The organism is Kitasatospora sp. NPDC059577, assembly GCF_042735475.1.
Lineage (GTDB): Bacteria > Actinomycetota > Actinomycetes > Streptomycetales > Streptomycetaceae > Kitasatospora.
Genome location: NZ_JBHWBZ010000079.1, coordinates 22164 through 37399 on the forward strand (window position 1 = coordinate 22164; position 15236 = coordinate 37399).

The window sequence follows — 15236 nt, forward strand, 5'->3', positions numbered from 1 at the left end:
GCGCGGGGGGGGGGGGGGGTCTCCGCGGGGCGCGCCGGAACTGGGGTGGGCCCGGTAACGGCGGGGGGCCCGGCCGGGTTTGGGCACACCCCGCCCGGGCCGCGTACGCACCCGAGCAACCCCTGGGCGTCAGTGCACCAGCACCGGCACCGCGTCGTTCTCCGCAGCGCCCGCGTCGGCGCCCGCACCCGGGGCCGCACCGGGACGGCCGGCGTTGATGAAGGTGAAGGCGACGGTGGCCGCGGCCACCAGGATCCCGAAGGACACCCAGATCGCGGTCGAGAAGCCGTGCACCATGCCGCCGAACTGCAGCGCCTTGGCGGCCTCGGGGGAGGTGGCGGCCGCGGCGGTGGCGTGCGAGGCCAGCCAGCTCGTGGTCGCGCTGGCCGCGATGGTGTTCAGCAGCGCGGTGCCGATGGCGCCGCCGACCTGCTGCGAGGTGTTGACCATCGCGGAGGCCACGCCCGCGTCGCGCGGCTGGACGCCGTGCGTGGCGAGGCTCATGGCGGGCATGAACGCGGTACCCATGCCGAGGCCCATCAGGACCAGGCCGGGCAGGATCAGCGCCGGGTACGAGGTGTCCAGGCTGATGTGGGTCAGCAGGAACATGCCGATCGAGGCGACCATGAAGCCGGGCGCCATCAGGTAGCGCGCCGGGACCCGGGTCATCAGCCGGGCGCCGATCTGGGTCGAGCCGGTGATCATGCCCGCCACCATCGGCAGGAAGGCCACGCCGGTCAGCACCGGGCTGTAGCCGAGCACGATCTGCAGGTAGTAGGTCAGGAAGAGGAACAGGCCGAACATGCCGATCACGGCCATGCCCAGCGACAGGTACACCCCGCCGCGGTTGCGGTCCAGCACCACGCGCAGCGGCAGCAGCGGGGCCTTGACCTTGAGCTCCACCACGACGAAGGCGATCAGCAGCACGGCGGCCGCGGCGAACAGGCCCAGGGTGCTTCCGGCCGTCCAGCCGGAGGACTCGGCCCGGGTGAAGCCGTAGACCAGGGAGACCAGGCCGGTGGTCACCAGCAGCACGCCGGGGACGTCCAACCGGTTGCGGTTGCGGCCCTCGGCGGGCTCGCGGATCACCATGACGGCGCCGGCGGCGGCCACGATGGCGAACGGGATGTTGACGAAGAAGGTCCAGCGCCAGTTCATGTACTCGGTCAGCAGGCCGCCGAGGATCAGACCGATGGCGCCACCGCCACCGGCGATCGCACCGTAGATGCCGAACGCCTTGGCGCGTTCCTTGGCCTCGGTGAAGGTCACCGCGAGCAGCGACAGCGCGGCCGGGGCGAGCAGCGCGCCGAACACGCCCTGCAGGGCGCGGGCGCCGAGCAGCATCGCGGTGTTGGCCGCGGCGCCGCCGAGCGCGGAGGCGAGGGCGAAGCCGGTCAGGCCGACGATGAAGGTCCGCTTGCGGCCCCAGAGGTCCGCGATCCGGCCGCCGAACAGCAGCAGGCCGCCGAAGGCCAGCGCGTAGGCGGTGATCACCCACTGGCGGTTGCCGTCGGAGATGCCCAGGTCCCGCTGTGCGGAGGGGAGGGCGATGTTCACGATGGTCGCGTCGAGGACGACCATCAGCTGGGCGAGGCCGATGAATATCAGCGCCTTCCAGCGCTGGGGATCGGGCAGTGGCGCCGGTCGGGCGTCGGTTCGGGACATGGGGGTACTCACTTCACGGTGCGTGGTGTGCGTGAACGGTCGACTGCCGTACGGGAACGCCGGGTTGCCGTACGGTGAAAGGTGCTCGGAGCGCGTGCGCGGGCAGGCTCGGGGCGGTGCCGCTCAGGAGCGCGGGCCGCCCGGTGCCGTCGGTCGGATCGGGTGTGCCGGTCGGATCGGGTCTCGGATCAGGTGTGGTGGATCGGTCGGTTCCGGGGCTGGAAGTCGTCGAAGGTCGCGGCCCGGCCGGGCAGGACCGAACGGGCCGGCGTGCGCAGACCGTCCAGGAAGATCTGCAGGTGCCGGTGCACGAAGTCGTCGAGCAGCAGGCACGAGGTGTTCGGCAGCGGCCGGGTCAGCTGGCTCATCGCGATGAACAGGTCACCGTGGTCGACGTCCGGCCGGAGTTCGCCCGCGGCCCGGGCGCGCTCCATCAGCCCGCCCACCGCGGACTGCAGACGCTCCCGGATCTCGGCCAACTCCGGGTCGTGCGGGTCGACGTGACTACTGAACAGTGTGCAGAGGCCGCCGACCTTCTCCGCGACGGTCGCGTGCGCGAACCGCTGCAGAGCATCGAACGGGCCGCCGCCGTCAGGAGCTTCCGCCTCCACCGTCGCCGTCTCGGCGAGACCCAGGATGCGGTTCTTGACGAGCAGGACCACCTCGCGGATCAGTGCCATCCGGTCCGGGAAGTTCCGGTAGAGAGTGGCATTGCCGACCCCTGCCCGCTTCGCGATCTCGTCCAGCGGCGCGTCCGCACCGTGCTCGACGAACGCGTCCCGGGCCGCCAGTACGATCCGCTCCCGGTTCCGGCTCGCATCCGCACGCAACTTCGGCGTACGGGTGCTCCCCGCGGGACGGACCGACTCTTCGGCGGCGGTGGTCACGACGACTGCTCCTCCAGGATACCGGGGAAATTCTCCCCGCTTCTGCCAACGTAGTCGAAAACGGGGAATCCGTCCCCGGAATTTCCTCCCGGGATGTGACCTGCGTCACATCATCGTGGCTCCGGGGTCCTCGTCGGTCCTCGCCCCGGGGTCCTCGTCGACGGCGGTCAGATTGCTCTCCAGTCGCTCCAGCAGGCGTGCCAGCGCGGCTCGGTCGGCCTCGTCGAGTCCGGCCAGCATGATCGCCTCCAGCTCCCGCCAGGACCGCGCGACCCGGTCGCGCAACGCGCAGGCGGCCGCCGTCGCCTCGACCACCACGGCCCTCCGGTCGGTCTCGCTGCGCCGCCGGCGCAGGAACCCCGCCTGCTCCAGTCGCTGCACCATCCGCGTCACGGTGGAGGCGTCCACCCCGAGCTCCTCGATCAGCGCCGCCTGCGGCTGCGGCCCGCGCTCCCAGAGCAGCATCATCAGCAGCTCCTGGCCGGCGTGCAGGCCGTGGGGGCGCAGCAGGCGTTCGGCGTTGGCCCGGTGCAGCCGGGAGACCCGGGCGATGGCCTGGCTGGTGCCGCCCGCCTCGGCGAGGGGCTGGTTCCTTGGATCGCGCACGCGGTCATTGTATGGGCAATCAATGGGCAGTCGGCCTGCGGGCGGCCGAGGGGTGCTCTGTGGCCATCGGGTGGATTTCCCTTGCGCCGACAGCGATCGAGGCGTTTACTTGGCCGCGCAAGCAAAATGATTGGCCGCGCAAATAATGCGCGGCCGAGGCGACCAGGGGAGCAAGCCATGCGAGTCATCAGCCAGACCGTGCGCGTCAACGACCCGGCGAACCCCGACGAGACGCCCCTCACCCGTGACGACGTCTGGGCCGGCCTGCTGCGCAAGGCCGAGAACGCGGTGCCCTTCGTCGCCGCGATGGACGAGTGCACCGTCCTGGAGCGCACCGGGAACGGTCTGGTGCGGGAGGTCGTCTTCCACGGGGAGCGGGTCCGCGAGGAGATCGTCTTCCACCCGAAGACCCGGGTCAGCTTCTTCCGCCGCGACGAGGTCGCCACCTGGGTGATCCACAACGACATCGACGAGGACGAGGACGGCCTCACCCTGACCTTCCGCGGCGAACTCGACCTCGGCGGCGGCGACGCCGAGGAGGCTGCCGCCGAGCGCATGCACGCGGGCTACCTCCTCGCCCTGCAGACCACCCTCAAGCTCTCGCGCGAGGCCGCCCGCGAGGCGTGACGGCCGGTTCCGGGGCCGTGGCGCGCGCTATCGTCGTAAGCCGGAAAGCCCGTAACCACTCGCCGGCGCGTGCGTTGACCCGGGGGGTGCCCAGGCGAAGGAGGAAGGCCCGTGACCGCGATCTCCGAGCGCCCGCAGATGCTGCCCGAGCAGTTCGAGGAGTTCGCCCGTCATCTGGGCCGGACCGTCGAAGGCATCCGGCTGGAGTTCATCAACGGGAAGCTGGGGATCAAGCCCGTGCCAGACGGCGACCACGGCCGCATCGTCCAGTGGCTCAACCGGATCTGCATTCAGGCCCGGCCGGAGCTCTACGTACATGACCAGGGGCTGAAGATCGAGGGCTACCGGGGTGGGTTCGCTCGCCCGGACGGCACGCTCGCCGATGCCGATGCCTTTGTGGGGCGGGGAGACTGGGCCACGACCGAGGACGTGCTGATGGTCACGGAGGTCACTTCGTTCGACTCCGACACCGATCGTCGGGAGCGCGTCGAGAAGCCCCGCGCCTACGCCGAGGCCGGTATCCCGGTCTACCTGCTGATCGACCGGGACTCCGCCGAGGTCGTCGTCCACAGCCAGCCGGACGGCGTCCGCTACGAGAGCGTCCGGACCCTGCCCTTCGGCAGGACCGTGCGGCTGCCGGACCCGGTGGGGATCTCCCTGGACACCGAGCCGCTGAAGAACTGGGTGCGCTGATCCCGGGCATGGCTTCCCCGGGGTGTCAGGGCTTGCGGCCTAGGCTGTGGGCGTCCCGGGCGGCCGGTGGGCCGCGGGAGTCGGGAGGGGCCCGGCGGCCGGGTGGGCGAGGAGGTCCGCGATGGGCAGCGGTGAGACCGCCAGGGTGCGTTGTGTGCCGGCCGTTCCGTGCTGGGTGAGCCTGATGTCCCGGGACCTGGACAGGGCCAAGGCGTTCTACGGACCGCTGCTCGGGTGGGAGTTCGAGACCGGCCCGGACCACTTCGGGCCGTACGTGCACGCGGTGGTCGACGGCGAGGCGGTGGCCGGCCTCGGGGTCGCGGGCGAAGGGGCGATCCCGGTCGCCTGGACCAGCTACTTCGGGACGGAGAGCGCCGACGCGGCCGCCGACGCGGTGCGCGAGCGCGGTGCGACGCTCGCGATCGGCCCGCTGGCCTTCGACGCCGGACGGGTGGCGTTCGCGGCCGACCCGGCGGGTGCCGTGTTCGGGATCTGGGAGGGCCCGCTGGGCCGGGCCCGCAAGCTGGAGCTGCCGGGGGCCCCGGTCTGGATCGAGCTGCGGACCCCCGACCCGTTCGCGGCGGCGCTGTTCTACGGCGAGGTGTTCCGCTGGGACGGCCGTGACCCGGAGCGCTTCGACGTCCGCTGGGAGCACGACCGGGTGGTGCTGCGCGCGGAGGGGAACAGCGTCGCCGCGCTGGCCAGGGAGGAGTCGAGCGGCCCGGCGGGGATGCCCCCGCACTGGGAGGTGTCCTTCGCCGTCCCGGACACCGACAAGGCGCTGGCCCGGGCGGTCGAGCTGGGTGGCGCGGCGCTGGGCCCGGTCTTCGACTCCCCGTACGGGCGGGTGGCCCGGCTGCGGGACCACGAGGGCGCCCGGTTCGCGGTGATCGGGCCGAAGCCCTGACCGTCGGGGGCGGTGTCACGGCCTGGGCGCGCTGACCGCGGGGCAGCCGTGATCGACGGCGGGCCCGCGGTCAGTCGGCCGTTCCGAGCGTCTCGCGCTCGGCGCGCAGCCGGTCGCCGAGTGCGGCGCGGGCGGTGGCGGGCAGGGCCTTGCGGGCGGCGCGGAAGAGCTGCTCCTCCTCGCCGCGCAGGTGGCGCCGGAGGGTGTCGTCGAGGCCGCGCAGCAGGGTGTCGAAGGCGGGGTCGGCCGGGCGGAGCGCCTGCAGGTCGGAGAGGTACTGCCCGATCGCCAGGTGGTCGTGGATGCTGCTGAACACCAGTGCCCCGCCGTCGGGCACGTCGTGCTGCACGACCGGGAAGAGGTGTTCCTCCTCGGCGGCGCAGTGGGCGAACAGCAGGTCGGTCAGCCTGGTGACCAGGTCGCCGCGGTCGGTGCTGCCGGCCGGGGCGGCCTCGATCGCGTCGAGCAGCTCGGTGACGGCCCGGTGGTCGGCGGTGAACTCGCCGAGGATGTCCGGCCTGCGGCTCATGGCTCGCCCGCCTCTCGCACGGAAACTGGCCCCCGTGCCTTCCAGTATCCGGCGTCGCGCCGGTCAGCCGGGTGAGCGGGCGGTCACCCTCCGTCCCGCCGCCCGGTGAGGCCGAGCAGCCGGGTCTGCGGGTCGGCGTCCTCGGGCACCGGCAGCGGCGGGTCGAAGAGCCCGCTGCCGGAGAGGTCGCCGTAGCCGGAGATCTGGCCGAGCGCGAAGTCGACGAGTACCGCCGGGAGCCGGGTGCGCCGTCCGGTGCCTTCGGCGAGGTCCCAGGTGTGGATCGCCAGGTCGGTGGTGAGCTGGTCCAGGTAGTACTGGCCGGAGACGTCCCCGAAGGAGAGGTGGACGGTCAGGTCGGCGGCGCCGGGGACGGCCCAGGCCTGGCGGGCGGCCTCGGCGGCGTCGGTCCAGGCGGCGACCGGGTCCGCGCCGAGCACGTCGCCGTCGAAGCGGCCGCCGACCTCGCCGATGGTGGCACCCATCAGCAGTTCGGGAACCCAGAGCTGTTCGCCGGTGAGGTGGTTGACCAGGTCGCGGACGGACCAGTCGCTGCACGGGGTGGGGGAGTCCCACTGGTCGGGGGTGATCAGTCGGACGCGTTCGTCGAAGGCGGCCAGGGCCTCGGGGTACGGGGTGCCGGTGCGCGCGGCCCGTTGGTGTTGCCTGCGTGGGGACATGCCTCCACCCTGCCCCGGGCCGGGTGGGGGCCGCGAGTCGCCCACGGACCGTCAGTTGTTCAAATTCGAACTCCAAGGTACGGTCGGGGGAGCGGCAGGTTCAAATTTGAACAATGGCGCCGGGGTGACGACCCCCGCCCGCCGCCCCACCACACGCACGCGCGCCGGCCCCGGCCGGCGGCGACCGACCGACCCCGATCGATGGAGACGCGCATGCCGAGCAGCAGCCCGAGCACGACCGCCGCCACCAGCCCCACCGTCCGCCCGGCCCGGGAGACTTCCGGCCCCGCGGCGACCTCCCCGCACGCCTACGACGCCGGACTCCTGCTCCTGCGCCTCGTCCTCGGCCTGACGATGGCCGCGCACGGCAGCCAGAAACTGTTCGGCTGGTTCGGCGGCGGCGGGATCGACGGCACCGGTCAGTTCTTCACCATGAGCGGCTACCCGGCCGGCAACGCCATGGCCGTGGTGGCCGGCCTCACCGAGACGCTGGGCGGACTCGCCCTGGCCGTCGGCCTGTTGACCCCGCTGGCGGGCGCCGCGATCGTCGGCACGATGGTCAACGCGATCGCCGTCACCTGGGGCGGCGGCTTCTTCGCTCCGAAGGGCAGCGAGTACGAGCTGCTGCTGACCGCCGGTGCGGCCGCGCTCGCGCTGACCGGCCCGGGCCGCTACGCGGTGGACCGCTTCCTGCCGGTGGTGCGGGCGCACCGCCTGGCGTACGGCGTGGCCGCCGTCGTGGTCGGCCTCGCGACGGCGGGCGTGATCCTGTTGCTGCGCAAGTAGCACGCACGCGGCGACCGCGCACGTGGCGCGGACGGCGACCGCGCACGTCGCGCGGATGTGGCAACCGACCGGCCCGGAAGCCGTGGTGACGAACCGTCACCACGGCTTTCGCGCGTTTCCCCCGCAAACTGCACACAGTGGCCAGGGTTCACAAGGCCATGTGATGTGTGCCATGGTACATGTCACACTCCCCACCGTGTCCATGGCGGAACCGCCCCCACGCGGCACCGCCACCAACGGTCCTCGCCCCCCACCGGCCGCGCCCCAATCGCGGCCGACGACGGCCCGGAGGCCCCCACGTGAGTCCTTCACGTCTGCTGCGCATCGCGCAGCCGGCACGATTGCTGACGCTGTTCCTGTCCCTCTTCCTGGCGGTCGGCCTGTTCGCGCCGCAGAGCCAGGCCGCGCCCGCCGCCGCCCCCGGTGGCGCGCCCGCCCCCGCCGGCTCCGCCGGACCGGCGCCGCAGCCCGCCACCGGCACCCCCGCGCGGGGCACCCCTGAACGGGGCGTCGGCGAGCGGCAGTTCGCCTCCGCCGACCAGCGAGCCCCGCTGCCGCTGGACACCCGGCCGGCCGAGGCCCGGCAGGCCGCGCAGGCCCGCAGCCTGGCGGCGGCCGAACAGGCCTGCAACACCGGCGACTTCACCGGCCGGACCGGCAGCGACCTGGTCCAGCACATCAAGGCCGCCGACATCCAGTGCATCAACAGCCTCTTCCAGCTCACCGGCGGCGACGCCCGCGGCGCGTTCCGCGAGGAGCAGATGACCACGGTCGCGTACGCGCTGCGCGACGCGGCGGGCAGCTACCCGGGCGACAACTCCACCTCCGTCGAGCAGCTGGTGCTCTTCCTGCGCGCCGGCTACTTCGCGCAGTGGTACCACCCGGGTGACGTCGGCACGTACGGCACCGCCCTGCAGACGGCGATCCGCTCCGGCCTGGACGCGTTCTTCGGTGGCGCGCACTCGCGCGACGTCGGTGCCGGCAACGCGCCGATCCTCGGCGAGGCCGTCACCCTGATCGACAGCGCGCAGGAGAACGTGCGCTACCTCCCGGTCGTCAAGCGGCTGCTGACCGACTACGACAGCGCCACCTGGAACCCGGCCGGCATGGCCTGGTCGGTGAACCCGGCGTTCACCGTGCTGTTCCGCGGTCACCAGGTGGCCGGCTTCGACGCGGCCGTCGAGGCCGACCCGAGCGTCCTGGACGCCCTCGCCGCCTTCGCGACCCGCAACAACGACCTGCTCGGCGGCGACTTCGGCGTGCTGGTCTACAACGCGACCAAGGAGCTGGCCCGCTTCCTGAAGGACACGGCCCTCCAGGCCAAGGTCCGTCCGCTCGCCAAGGACCTGGTCGCGAAGTCCGCGCCGAACGGCCGCACCGTCTTCCAGTGGGCCGCGGTCGCCGACGCGGTCGGCTACTACGACGCCGCCAACTGCTCGTACTACGGCACCTGCAACGCCGCCGACCAGCTCAAGGCCGGCGTGCTGACGGTGAACTACACCTGCAGCCCGAGCATCAAGCTGATCGCGCAGGCGCTGGACAGCACCCAGCTGGGCACCGCCTGTACCAGCCTGACCGGTCAGGACGCCTACTTCCACTCGGTGGTCAAGGACAACGGCCCGGTCAAGGACGACGGGAACAACACGATCGAGGTCGTGGTCTTCCACTCCTCGCTCGACTACCAGGTGCTCGCCGCCGCCATCTACGGCATCGACACCAACAACGGCGGCATGTACCTGGAGGGCGACCCGGCGAAGGCCGGCAACCAGCCGCGCTTCCTCTGCTACGAGGCCGAGTGGGCCCGCCCGTCCTTCGAGATCTGGAACCTCAACCACGAGTACACCCACTACCTCGACGGCCGGTTCGACATGTACGGCGACTTCAACGCCGGCATGACCACCCCGACCGTCTGGTGGGTCGAGGGCTTCGCCGAGTACGTCTCCTACTCCTACCGGAAGGTGACCAACGACGCCGCCATCGCGGCGGCCGGACGCCACACCTACAAGCTGAGCGACCTCTTCGACACCGCCTACGGCGACCAGGACCGGGTCTACCGGTGGGGCTACCTCGCCGTCCGCTACATGCTGGAGCAGCACCGCCCCGACATGGACGCGGTCCTCGCCAAGTACCGGGTGGGGGACTGGGCCGGCGCCCGCACCCTGCTGAAGACCACCATCGGCACCCGCTACGACGCCGGCTTCGACAGCTGGCTGACCGCGTGCGCGAGCGGTGCCTGCGCCACCGGCCCGACGGTCCCGCAGGTGCCGGAGTGCACCGCGGCCGACACCCGGCAGCTGGACGCCGGCTGCGCCCGCAGCAACGTCGCGGCCACCACGGGCAACTACGCGCACTTCTACCTCCTGGTGCCGGCCGGCACCAAGCAGGTGAAGATCACCAGCAGCGGCGGCACCGGCAACGGTGACCTCTACTACAACCCGGCGGGCTGGGCGTACACCGACGGCTACGCCACGCGCTCGGCGGGCCCGGACAACTCCGAGACGCTGACCGTGACGAACCCGCCGGCGGGCTACGTCTACTTCAGCCTCTACGCCCAGCAGGGCTTCAGCGGGGTGACCGTCACGAGCGAAATGTGAGCCGAAGACGGCGAACGGACAGGTGACCGCCCCGGCGGAGCGCTTCGGCGCCCCGCCGGGGCGGGTCCGTTCCCGTTGCGTTCCGCGGGCGCCGGGGACGTGCGGCGCCGGCGCCGTCGCCGCGGCCCGCTACCCGCCGAGCCGCACCAGCGCCAGGGTGATGTTGTCCGGCCCACCGGCCTCGATCGCCGCCTTCCAGAGCTCGAACGCGGCCTTGCCGTCGGACCGTTCGCCGCCGTCCTCGGACCTGGCCAGCACCTCGGCCAGCTCCTCCTCGGGCACCGGGTCGGTCAGGCCGTCGCTGCAGATCAGGTACCGGTCGCCGGGCGCCAGCGGGGCCACCCGGACGTGCGGTTCGACGAAGGTGAGCCCGAGCGAGCCGCCGAGGGTCTGGGTGACCATCGAGGTGGTGCGCCGGCCGGGCGGCAGCGGCGGACTGTCGTCGACGCTCACCCGGCGCAGCCCGTCCCCGGTGATCCGGTAGACCCGGCTGTCGCCGACGTTGAAGACCACCGCCCGCTCGGGCAGCAGCACAAGCCCGGCGACGGTGGTGCCCATCGCGGCGAGTTCCGGCTCCCCGGCGGCGGCCGCGTAGACGGCCCGGTTGCACTCCTGCAGTTCCTCCCGGACGGCCTCCTCGCCGTCCAGGGCGTCCCCGTCGGCGGCGAGTCGGCGTGCGACGACGGCGCTGGCCACCTCGCCGCCGGGGTGGCCGCCCAGGCCGTCGGCCACCGCGACCACGCAGGGCGGGCCGAGCGGGAACAGCAGGGTCTGCGGGTTGCTGGTGACCGTGGCGCAGAGCGTCCAGGGGCCGACCGTGAGGCTGTCCTCGTTGTGCTCCCGCACCAGGCCCTCGTGGCTCAGCGCGCTCACCGCGATGTACGGCGCCATCGTCCGCCGCCCTTTCCGGAGTCCCCGCCGATCGTCGACGCCCCGCCTCCCTTCCATTGTGGGCGGGAATACCCGACCCCACCCGGCTGCTAAGGTGGTTGAAAGTTGGACTACCTGGGACGTGGTGATCAGCATGCAGTTCGGAATCTTCTCCGTCGGCGACGTGACGACCGACCCCACCACCGGCCGCACCCCGAGCGAGCACGAGCGGATCAAGGCCATGGTGGCGATCGCCCGCAAGGCCGAGGAGGTCGGCCTGGACGTCTTCGCGACCGGCGAGCACCACAACCCGCCGTTCGTCCCGTCCTCCCCGACGACCATGCTCGGCTACATCGCCGCGCAGACCGACCGCATCATCCTGTCCACCTCGACGACCCTGATCACCACCAACGACCCGGTGAAGATCGCGGAGGACTTCGCGATGCTGCAGCACCTGGCCGAGGGCCGGGTGGACGTCATGATGGGCCGCGGCAACACCGGCCCGGTCTACCCCTGGTTCGGCAAGGACATCCGCCAGGGCATCCCGCTCGCGGTCGAGAACTACGCGCTGCTGCACCAGCTGTGGCGCGAGGAGGTCGTGGACTGGCAGGGCCGCTTCCGCACCCCGCTGCAGGGCTTCACCGCCACGCCGCGCCCGCTGGACGACGTCCCGCCGTTCGTCTGGCACGGCTCGATCCGCAGCCCCGAGATCGCCGAGCAGGCCGCCTACTACGGGGACGGCTTCTTCGCGAACAACATCTTCTGGCCCAAGGAGCACTTCCGGAAGCTGGTGAACCTCTACCGCGAGCGCTACGCCCACTACGGACACGGCACGCCCGAGCAGGCGGTCGTCGGGCTCGGCGGGCAGGTGTTCATGCGGAAGAACTCCCAGGACGCGGTGCGCGAGTTCCGTCCGTACTTCGACAACGCGCCGGTGTACGGCCACGGGCCCTCGCTGGAGGAGTTCACCGAGCAGACCCCGCTGACCGTCGGCAGCCCGCAGGAGGTCATCGAGAAGACGCTGACCTTCCGCGAGACCTTCGGCGACTACCAGCGCCAGCTGTTCCTGATGGACCACGCCGGCCTGCCGCTGAAGACCGTGCTGGAGCAGCTGGACCTGCTCGGCGAGGAGGTCGTGCCGGTGCTGCGCGAGGAGTTCGCCAAGGGCCGCCCGGCGCAGGTGCCGGACGGGCCGACCCACGCCGCGCTGGTCGCGGCCCGCGACCGGAAGGCCGACGAGAAGGCCGACGAGGAGAAGGTGGAGGCGTCCAAGTGACCGCGTACAAGCTGGTGGTGGTGAGCGCCGGGCTGAGCAAGCCGTCCTCGACGCGCCTGCTGGCCGACCGGCTCGCCGACTCGACCGTGCGCCGACTCGCCCTGGAGGGGCGGGAGGTGGACGTCACCGTGGTCGAACTGCGCGACCTGGCCGTGGAGATCGCGAACAACCTCGTGACCGGTTTCCCCGGCGCCGCGCTGCGCGAGGCGGTCGAGACGGTCACGGAGGCGGACGGACTGATCGCGGTGACGCCGATCTTCACGGCGTCCTACAGCGGACTGTTCAAGTCCTTCTTCGACGTGATCGACAACGACGCGCTGACCGGCAAGCCGGTCCTGATCGCCGCCACCGGCGGCACGCCCCGGCACTCGCTCGCCCTGGAACACGCCGTGCGCCCGCTCTTCGGCTACCTGCGCGCGGTGGTGCTGCCGACGGCCGTCTACGCGGCCACCGACGACTGGGGCGCGTCCGGGGACGGCCTCACCGACGGGCTGCCGCGCCGGATCGACCGCGCGGCGGGCGAGCTGGCGGCGCTGCTGTCCGGCCGGGCCCCGGCGGCGCCGGCGGTGCCCGAACAGGTGGTGCCGTTCGAGCAGCAGCTGGCGGCCCTGCGGGCCTGACCGGTCGGGACGGGTGGTGGAGGGGTGGGTGTGCGATGCGGCGCACCCGCCCCTCGCCGCGCCCCGGCGGCGGCCCGGAAGCGCCCGGGGGCCGTCGGGTTCGTCCGGATGCGTGTCGGCCGCGCCGAATTGTCCGCTCTGGGATGTAATCATTCCCATGATCAGATTGATGGTGGTCCATCCGGTCGTCGGCACGGTGTCCTGAGCCCGGCGCCCCGAGGAGGACCACGACATGCAGCCCGAACCGCAGGCCCAGTCCGACCCGCAGGACGTGCCCGAACCTCGGCCCCGGCCCGAACCGCAGGCCGTGCTCTCGCCGCTGACCGGCGCGGCGATCTTCCTGGTGCTCACCGTCGGACCGGGGGGCGAGGACGCCGTCCGCGACCTGCTGCCCGACCTCGCCGGACTGCGCCGCTCGGTCGGCTTCCGGGCCCCCGAAGGCGGCCTCACCTGCGTCACCGGTATCGGCTCCGCGCTCTGGGACCGGCTCTTCGACGGCCCCCGGCCCGCCGCCCTGCACCCCTTCCGGGAGGTGGCCGGCACCCGCCACCGGGCCCCGGCCACCCCCGGTGACCTGCTGCTGCACCTGCGGGCCGAGCGGATGGACCTCTGCTTCGAGCTGGCCGGGCAGCTCACCGACCGGCTCGCCGGGGCGGCCGTCGTGGTCGACTCCGTCCAGGGCTTCCGCTACTTCGACGACCGGGACCTGCTCGGCTTCGTGGACGGCACCGAGAACCCCGAAGGCCGGGCCGCCGTGACCGCCGCGCTGGTCGGCGCGGAGGACCGGGACTTCGCCGGCGGCAGCTACGTCGTCGTCCAGAAGTACCTGCACCGGCTGGACAAGTGGAACGAGCTGAGCGTCGAGGAGCAGGAGGGCGCGGTCGGCCGGACCAAGCTCACCGACATCGAACTGGCCGACGACGTCAAACCCGCAGACTCGCACGTCGCGCTCACCGTGATCACCGGCCCGGACGGCGAGGAGCGGAAGATCGTCCGCTTCAACATGGCCTTCGGCTCCTTCGCGCACGGCGGTGAGTCCGGCACCTACTTCATCGGCTACGCGCGCGACCCCGGCGTGACCGAGGAGATGCTGCGCAACATGTTCGTCGGCGACCCGCCCGGCACCACCGACCGGCTGCTCGACTTCTCCACGGCCGTCACCGGCTCGCTGTTCTTCGTCCCGACCGCCGACTTCCTCGGCTCCCCGCCGCCGGCGCCGGGCACCGCACCGCCCGCAGTCGACGGCCCGCCGGGCACCGCACGGCCCGCCGCCGACGGCTCGCTGGGCATCGGCAGCCTCAAGCAGACCCCCCGACAGCAGCCCGGAACAGGACCCCGCGCATGAACAACCTCCACCGGGACCTCGCCCCGGTCTCCGCCCCGGCCTGGGAGGAGATCGAGGAGGAGGCCCGCCAGACCTTCGAACTGCACATCGCCGGCCGCCGGGTGGTCGACCTGACCGGGCCCGAGGGCGCCGGGCTCGCCGCCGTCGGCACCGGCCACCTGACCGGCATCGAGCCACCCCTCGACGGCGTCCGGGCGCAGGCCCGCGCCAGCCGTCCGGTGGTCGAACTGCGGGTGCCCTTCACCGTCTCGCGCGCGGCCGTGGACGACGTCGAGCGCGGCTCCCGGGACTCCGACTGGCAGCCGGTCAAGGACGCCGCCCGCACCCTCGCCCTCGCCGAGGACCGGGCCGTCTTCGAGGGCTACCGCGCCGCCTCCATCGAGGGCATCCGGGCCGGCGCGACCAACCCGCCGGTCCCGCTCCCCGAGGACGTCCGCGAGTACCCCGAGGCCGTCAGCCGCGCCCTCACCTCCCTGCGGCTGGCCGGCGTCGGCGGCCCGTACTCGCTCCTGCTCGGAGCCGCCGCCTTCACCGCCGTCAACGAGACCAGCGACCACGGCTACCCCGTGCACAACCACCTGGCCCGCCTGCTCGACGGCGACATCATCTGGGCCCCCGCCATCGAGGGTGCCTTCCTGCTCTCCACCCGGGGCGGCGACTTCGAACTCGTCCTCGGCCAGGACGTCTCGGTCGGCTACCTCGCGCACGACGCCGACACCGTCCGGCTCTACCTCCAGGAGTCGCTGACCTTCCGCGTCCACACCGGGGAGGCGGCCGTCGCCCTCGGCGGCACGGAGCAGGGGGGCGGCCCGGACGGCCCGAGGCCCCCGGGACACCAGGAAGGGTACTGAGTGCCTTTACCAGGGGTACTGAGTGCCGTATTCTCTCCGTGGAGCCTCTGACGCCAGTCGAAGAGAGCCGGCACGGTACGCCGGTCCAGGTGGTGCTCGCGGCGCGCGGGTCGCGGCCGGGCCGGACTTGGCACTCAGTACCCTCGGCATGACCTGAGGCCATGGATCCAGTGCACCCGTGCACCCGTGACAGGAGAACCGCTCATGAGCTTGAGGATCGTCGTCTGTGTGAAGTACGTGCCGGACGCGACGGGTGACCGTCGTTTCGCGGACGACCACACCACCGACCGGGAGGGTGTG

The 15236-nt window shown here is 72.5% G+C and carries 15 protein-coding genes and 1 pseudogene; 10 read left to right on the top strand and 6 right to left on the bottom strand.

Annotated elements, in window-relative coordinates; translation table 11 throughout:
• Positions 1-129: 129 nt before the first annotated feature.
• From ACFV0O_RS37510 to ACFV0O_RS37520, 3 genes are all read right to left on the bottom strand, one after another.
• Positions 130-1665, bottom strand: a complete 1536-nt coding sequence (locus tag ACFV0O_RS37510; RefSeq protein ID WP_380348714.1) for an MFS transporter — start codon at positions 1663-1665, stop codon at positions 130-132.
• 188 nt (positions 1666-1853) lie between these two features.
• Positions 1854-2552 carry a TetR/AcrR family transcriptional regulator gene (locus ACFV0O_RS37515; RefSeq protein WP_360259695.1) on the bottom strand — a complete coding sequence of 233 codons (699 nt, stop codon included), beginning with the start codon at positions 2550-2552 and terminating at the stop codon, positions 1854-1856.
• A gap of 105 nt (positions 2553-2657) precedes the next feature.
• Positions 2658-3158 (bottom strand): MarR family winged helix-turn-helix transcriptional regulator, encoded by a 501-nt coding sequence (locus tag ACFV0O_RS37520; protein ID WP_380348716.1) that lies wholly within the window; start codon positions 3156-3158, stop codon positions 2658-2660.
• A gap of 177 nt (positions 3159-3335) precedes the next feature.
• On the opposite strand from ACFV0O_RS37520, the gene ACFV0O_RS37525 reads away from it, so the two are divergent.
• The 3 genes from ACFV0O_RS37525 to ACFV0O_RS37535 all read left to right on the top strand — a co-directional run bounded on the left by ACFV0O_RS37525 (position 3336) and on the right by ACFV0O_RS37535 (position 5385).
• Positions 3336-3785 (top strand): SRPBCC family protein, encoded by a 450-nt coding sequence (locus tag ACFV0O_RS37525; protein WP_380348718.1) that lies wholly within the window; start codon positions 3336-3338, stop codon positions 3783-3785.
• 138 nt (positions 3786-3923) lie between these two features.
• Positions 3924-4478, top strand: coding sequence for a Uma2 family endonuclease (locus tag ACFV0O_RS37530; protein WP_380348738.1), 555 nt, complete (start codon positions 3924-3926; stop codon positions 4476-4478).
• A gap of 121 nt (positions 4479-4599) precedes the next feature.
• The gene (locus tag ACFV0O_RS37535; RefSeq protein WP_380348720.1) at positions 4600-5385 is read left to right on the top strand and encodes a VOC family protein; all 786 of its coding nucleotides are present in this window, start codon (positions 4600-4602) and stop codon (positions 5383-5385) included.
• Positions 5386-5455: 70 nt separating this feature from the next.
• Here ACFV0O_RS37535 and ACFV0O_RS37540 read toward each other — a convergent pair whose 3' ends face one another.
• Both ACFV0O_RS37540 and ACFV0O_RS37545 read right to left on the bottom strand, forming a co-directional pair.
• The gene (locus tag ACFV0O_RS37540) at positions 5456-5914 is read right to left on the bottom strand and encodes a hemerythrin domain-containing protein (protein ID WP_380348722.1); all 459 of its coding nucleotides are present in this window, start codon (positions 5912-5914) and stop codon (positions 5456-5458) included.
• Between the two features lie 83 nt (positions 5915-5997).
• Positions 5998-6594 carry a TIGR03086 family metal-binding protein gene (locus tag ACFV0O_RS37545; RefSeq protein WP_380348724.1) on the bottom strand — a complete coding sequence of 199 codons (597 nt, stop codon included), beginning with the start codon at positions 6592-6594 and terminating at the stop codon, positions 5998-6000.
• A 213-nt stretch (positions 6595-6807) separates the two neighbouring features.
• Between ACFV0O_RS37545 and ACFV0O_RS37550 the strand changes: the two genes are divergently transcribed.
• Together ACFV0O_RS37550 and ACFV0O_RS37555 are read left to right on the top strand one after the other, a co-directional pair.
• Positions 6808-7380 carry a DoxX family protein gene (locus ACFV0O_RS37550; protein WP_360259679.1) on the top strand — a complete coding sequence of 191 codons (573 nt, stop codon included), beginning with the start codon at positions 6808-6810 and terminating at the stop codon, positions 7378-7380.
• A 299-nt stretch (positions 7381-7679) separates the two neighbouring features.
• Positions 7680-9974, top strand: a complete 2295-nt coding sequence (locus ACFV0O_RS37555; protein ID WP_380348726.1) for a M9 family metallopeptidase — start codon at positions 7680-7682, stop codon at positions 9972-9974.
• A gap of 129 nt (positions 9975-10103) precedes the next feature.
• On the opposite strand, the gene ACFV0O_RS37560 is transcribed toward ACFV0O_RS37555, so the two are convergent.
• Positions 10104-10865, bottom strand: coding sequence for a PP2C family protein-serine/threonine phosphatase (locus ACFV0O_RS37560; protein ID WP_380348728.1), 762 nt, complete (start codon positions 10863-10865; stop codon positions 10104-10106).
• A 133-nt stretch (positions 10866-10998) separates the two neighbouring features.
• Here ACFV0O_RS37560 and ACFV0O_RS37565 point away from each other — a divergent pair, with 133 nt between their 5' ends.
• The 5 genes and pseudogenes from ACFV0O_RS37565 to ACFV0O_RS37585 all read left to right on the top strand — a co-directional run.
• On the top strand, positions 10999-12120 hold the full coding sequence (locus ACFV0O_RS37565; RefSeq protein WP_360259672.1) for an LLM class flavin-dependent oxidoreductase: 1122 nt from the start codon (positions 10999-11001) through the stop codon (positions 12118-12120).
• Positions 12117-12740 (top strand): FMN reductase, encoded by a 624-nt coding sequence (locus ACFV0O_RS37570; protein ID WP_380348730.1) that lies wholly within the window; start codon positions 12117-12119, stop codon positions 12738-12740. The genes ACFV0O_RS37565 and ACFV0O_RS37570 overlap by 4 nt, the downstream gene beginning before the upstream one ends.
• A 232-nt stretch (positions 12741-12972) precedes the next feature.
• The gene (locus ACFV0O_RS37575; RefSeq protein ID WP_380348731.1) at positions 12973-14085 is read left to right on the top strand and encodes a Dyp-type peroxidase; all 1113 of its coding nucleotides are present in this window, start codon (positions 12973-12975) and stop codon (positions 14083-14085) included.
• Positions 14082-14936 carry a family 1 encapsulin nanocompartment shell protein gene (locus tag ACFV0O_RS37580; RefSeq protein WP_380348732.1) on the top strand — a complete coding sequence of 285 codons (855 nt, stop codon included), beginning with the start codon at positions 14082-14084 and terminating at the stop codon, positions 14934-14936. The genes ACFV0O_RS37575 and ACFV0O_RS37580 overlap by 4 nt, the downstream gene beginning before the upstream one ends.
• Before the next feature lie 204 nt (positions 14937-15140).
• Positions 15141-15236: pseudogene (locus ACFV0O_RS37585) on the top strand (electron transfer flavoprotein subunit beta); the annotation flags it as partial.

Excerpts from the sequence above, each read along its gene's own strand:
- ACFV0O_RS37560 (WP_380348728.1), bottom strand. The coding sequence starts at position 10,865 with ATGGCGCCGTACATCGCGGTGAGCGCGCTGAGCCACGAGGGCCTGGTG.
- ACFV0O_RS37540 (WP_380348722.1), bottom strand. The coding sequence starts at position 5,914 with ATGAGCCGCAGGCCGGACATCCTCGGCGAGTTCACCGCCGACCACCGG.
- ACFV0O_RS37535 (WP_380348720.1), top strand. The coding sequence starts at position 4,600 with ATGGGCAGCGGTGAGACCGCCAGGGTGCGTTGTGTGCCGGCCGTTCCG.
- ACFV0O_RS37510 (WP_380348714.1), bottom strand. The coding sequence starts at position 1,665 with ATGTCCCGAACCGACGCCCGACCGGCGCCACTGCCCGATCCCCAGCGC.
- ACFV0O_RS37550 (WP_360259679.1), top strand. The coding sequence starts at position 6,808 with ATGCCGAGCAGCAGCCCGAGCACGACCGCCGCCACCAGCCCCACCGTC.
- ACFV0O_RS37545 (WP_380348724.1), bottom strand. The coding sequence starts at position 6,594 with ATGTCCCCACGCAGGCAACACCAACGGGCCGCGCGCACCGGCACCCCG.
- ACFV0O_RS37525 (WP_380348718.1), top strand. The coding sequence starts at position 3,336 with ATGCGAGTCATCAGCCAGACCGTGCGCGTCAACGACCCGGCGAACCCC.
- ACFV0O_RS37565 (WP_360259672.1), top strand. The coding sequence starts at position 10,999 with ATGCAGTTCGGAATCTTCTCCGTCGGCGACGTGACGACCGACCCCACC.
- ACFV0O_RS37530 (WP_380348738.1), top strand. The coding sequence starts at position 3,924 with ATGCTGCCCGAGCAGTTCGAGGAGTTCGCCCGTCATCTGGGCCGGACC.
- ACFV0O_RS37575 (WP_380348731.1), top strand. The coding sequence starts at position 12,973 with ATGCAGCCCGAACCGCAGGCCCAGTCCGACCCGCAGGACGTGCCCGAA.
- ACFV0O_RS37580 (WP_380348732.1), top strand. The coding sequence starts at position 14,082 with ATGAACAACCTCCACCGGGACCTCGCCCCGGTCTCCGCCCCGGCCTGG.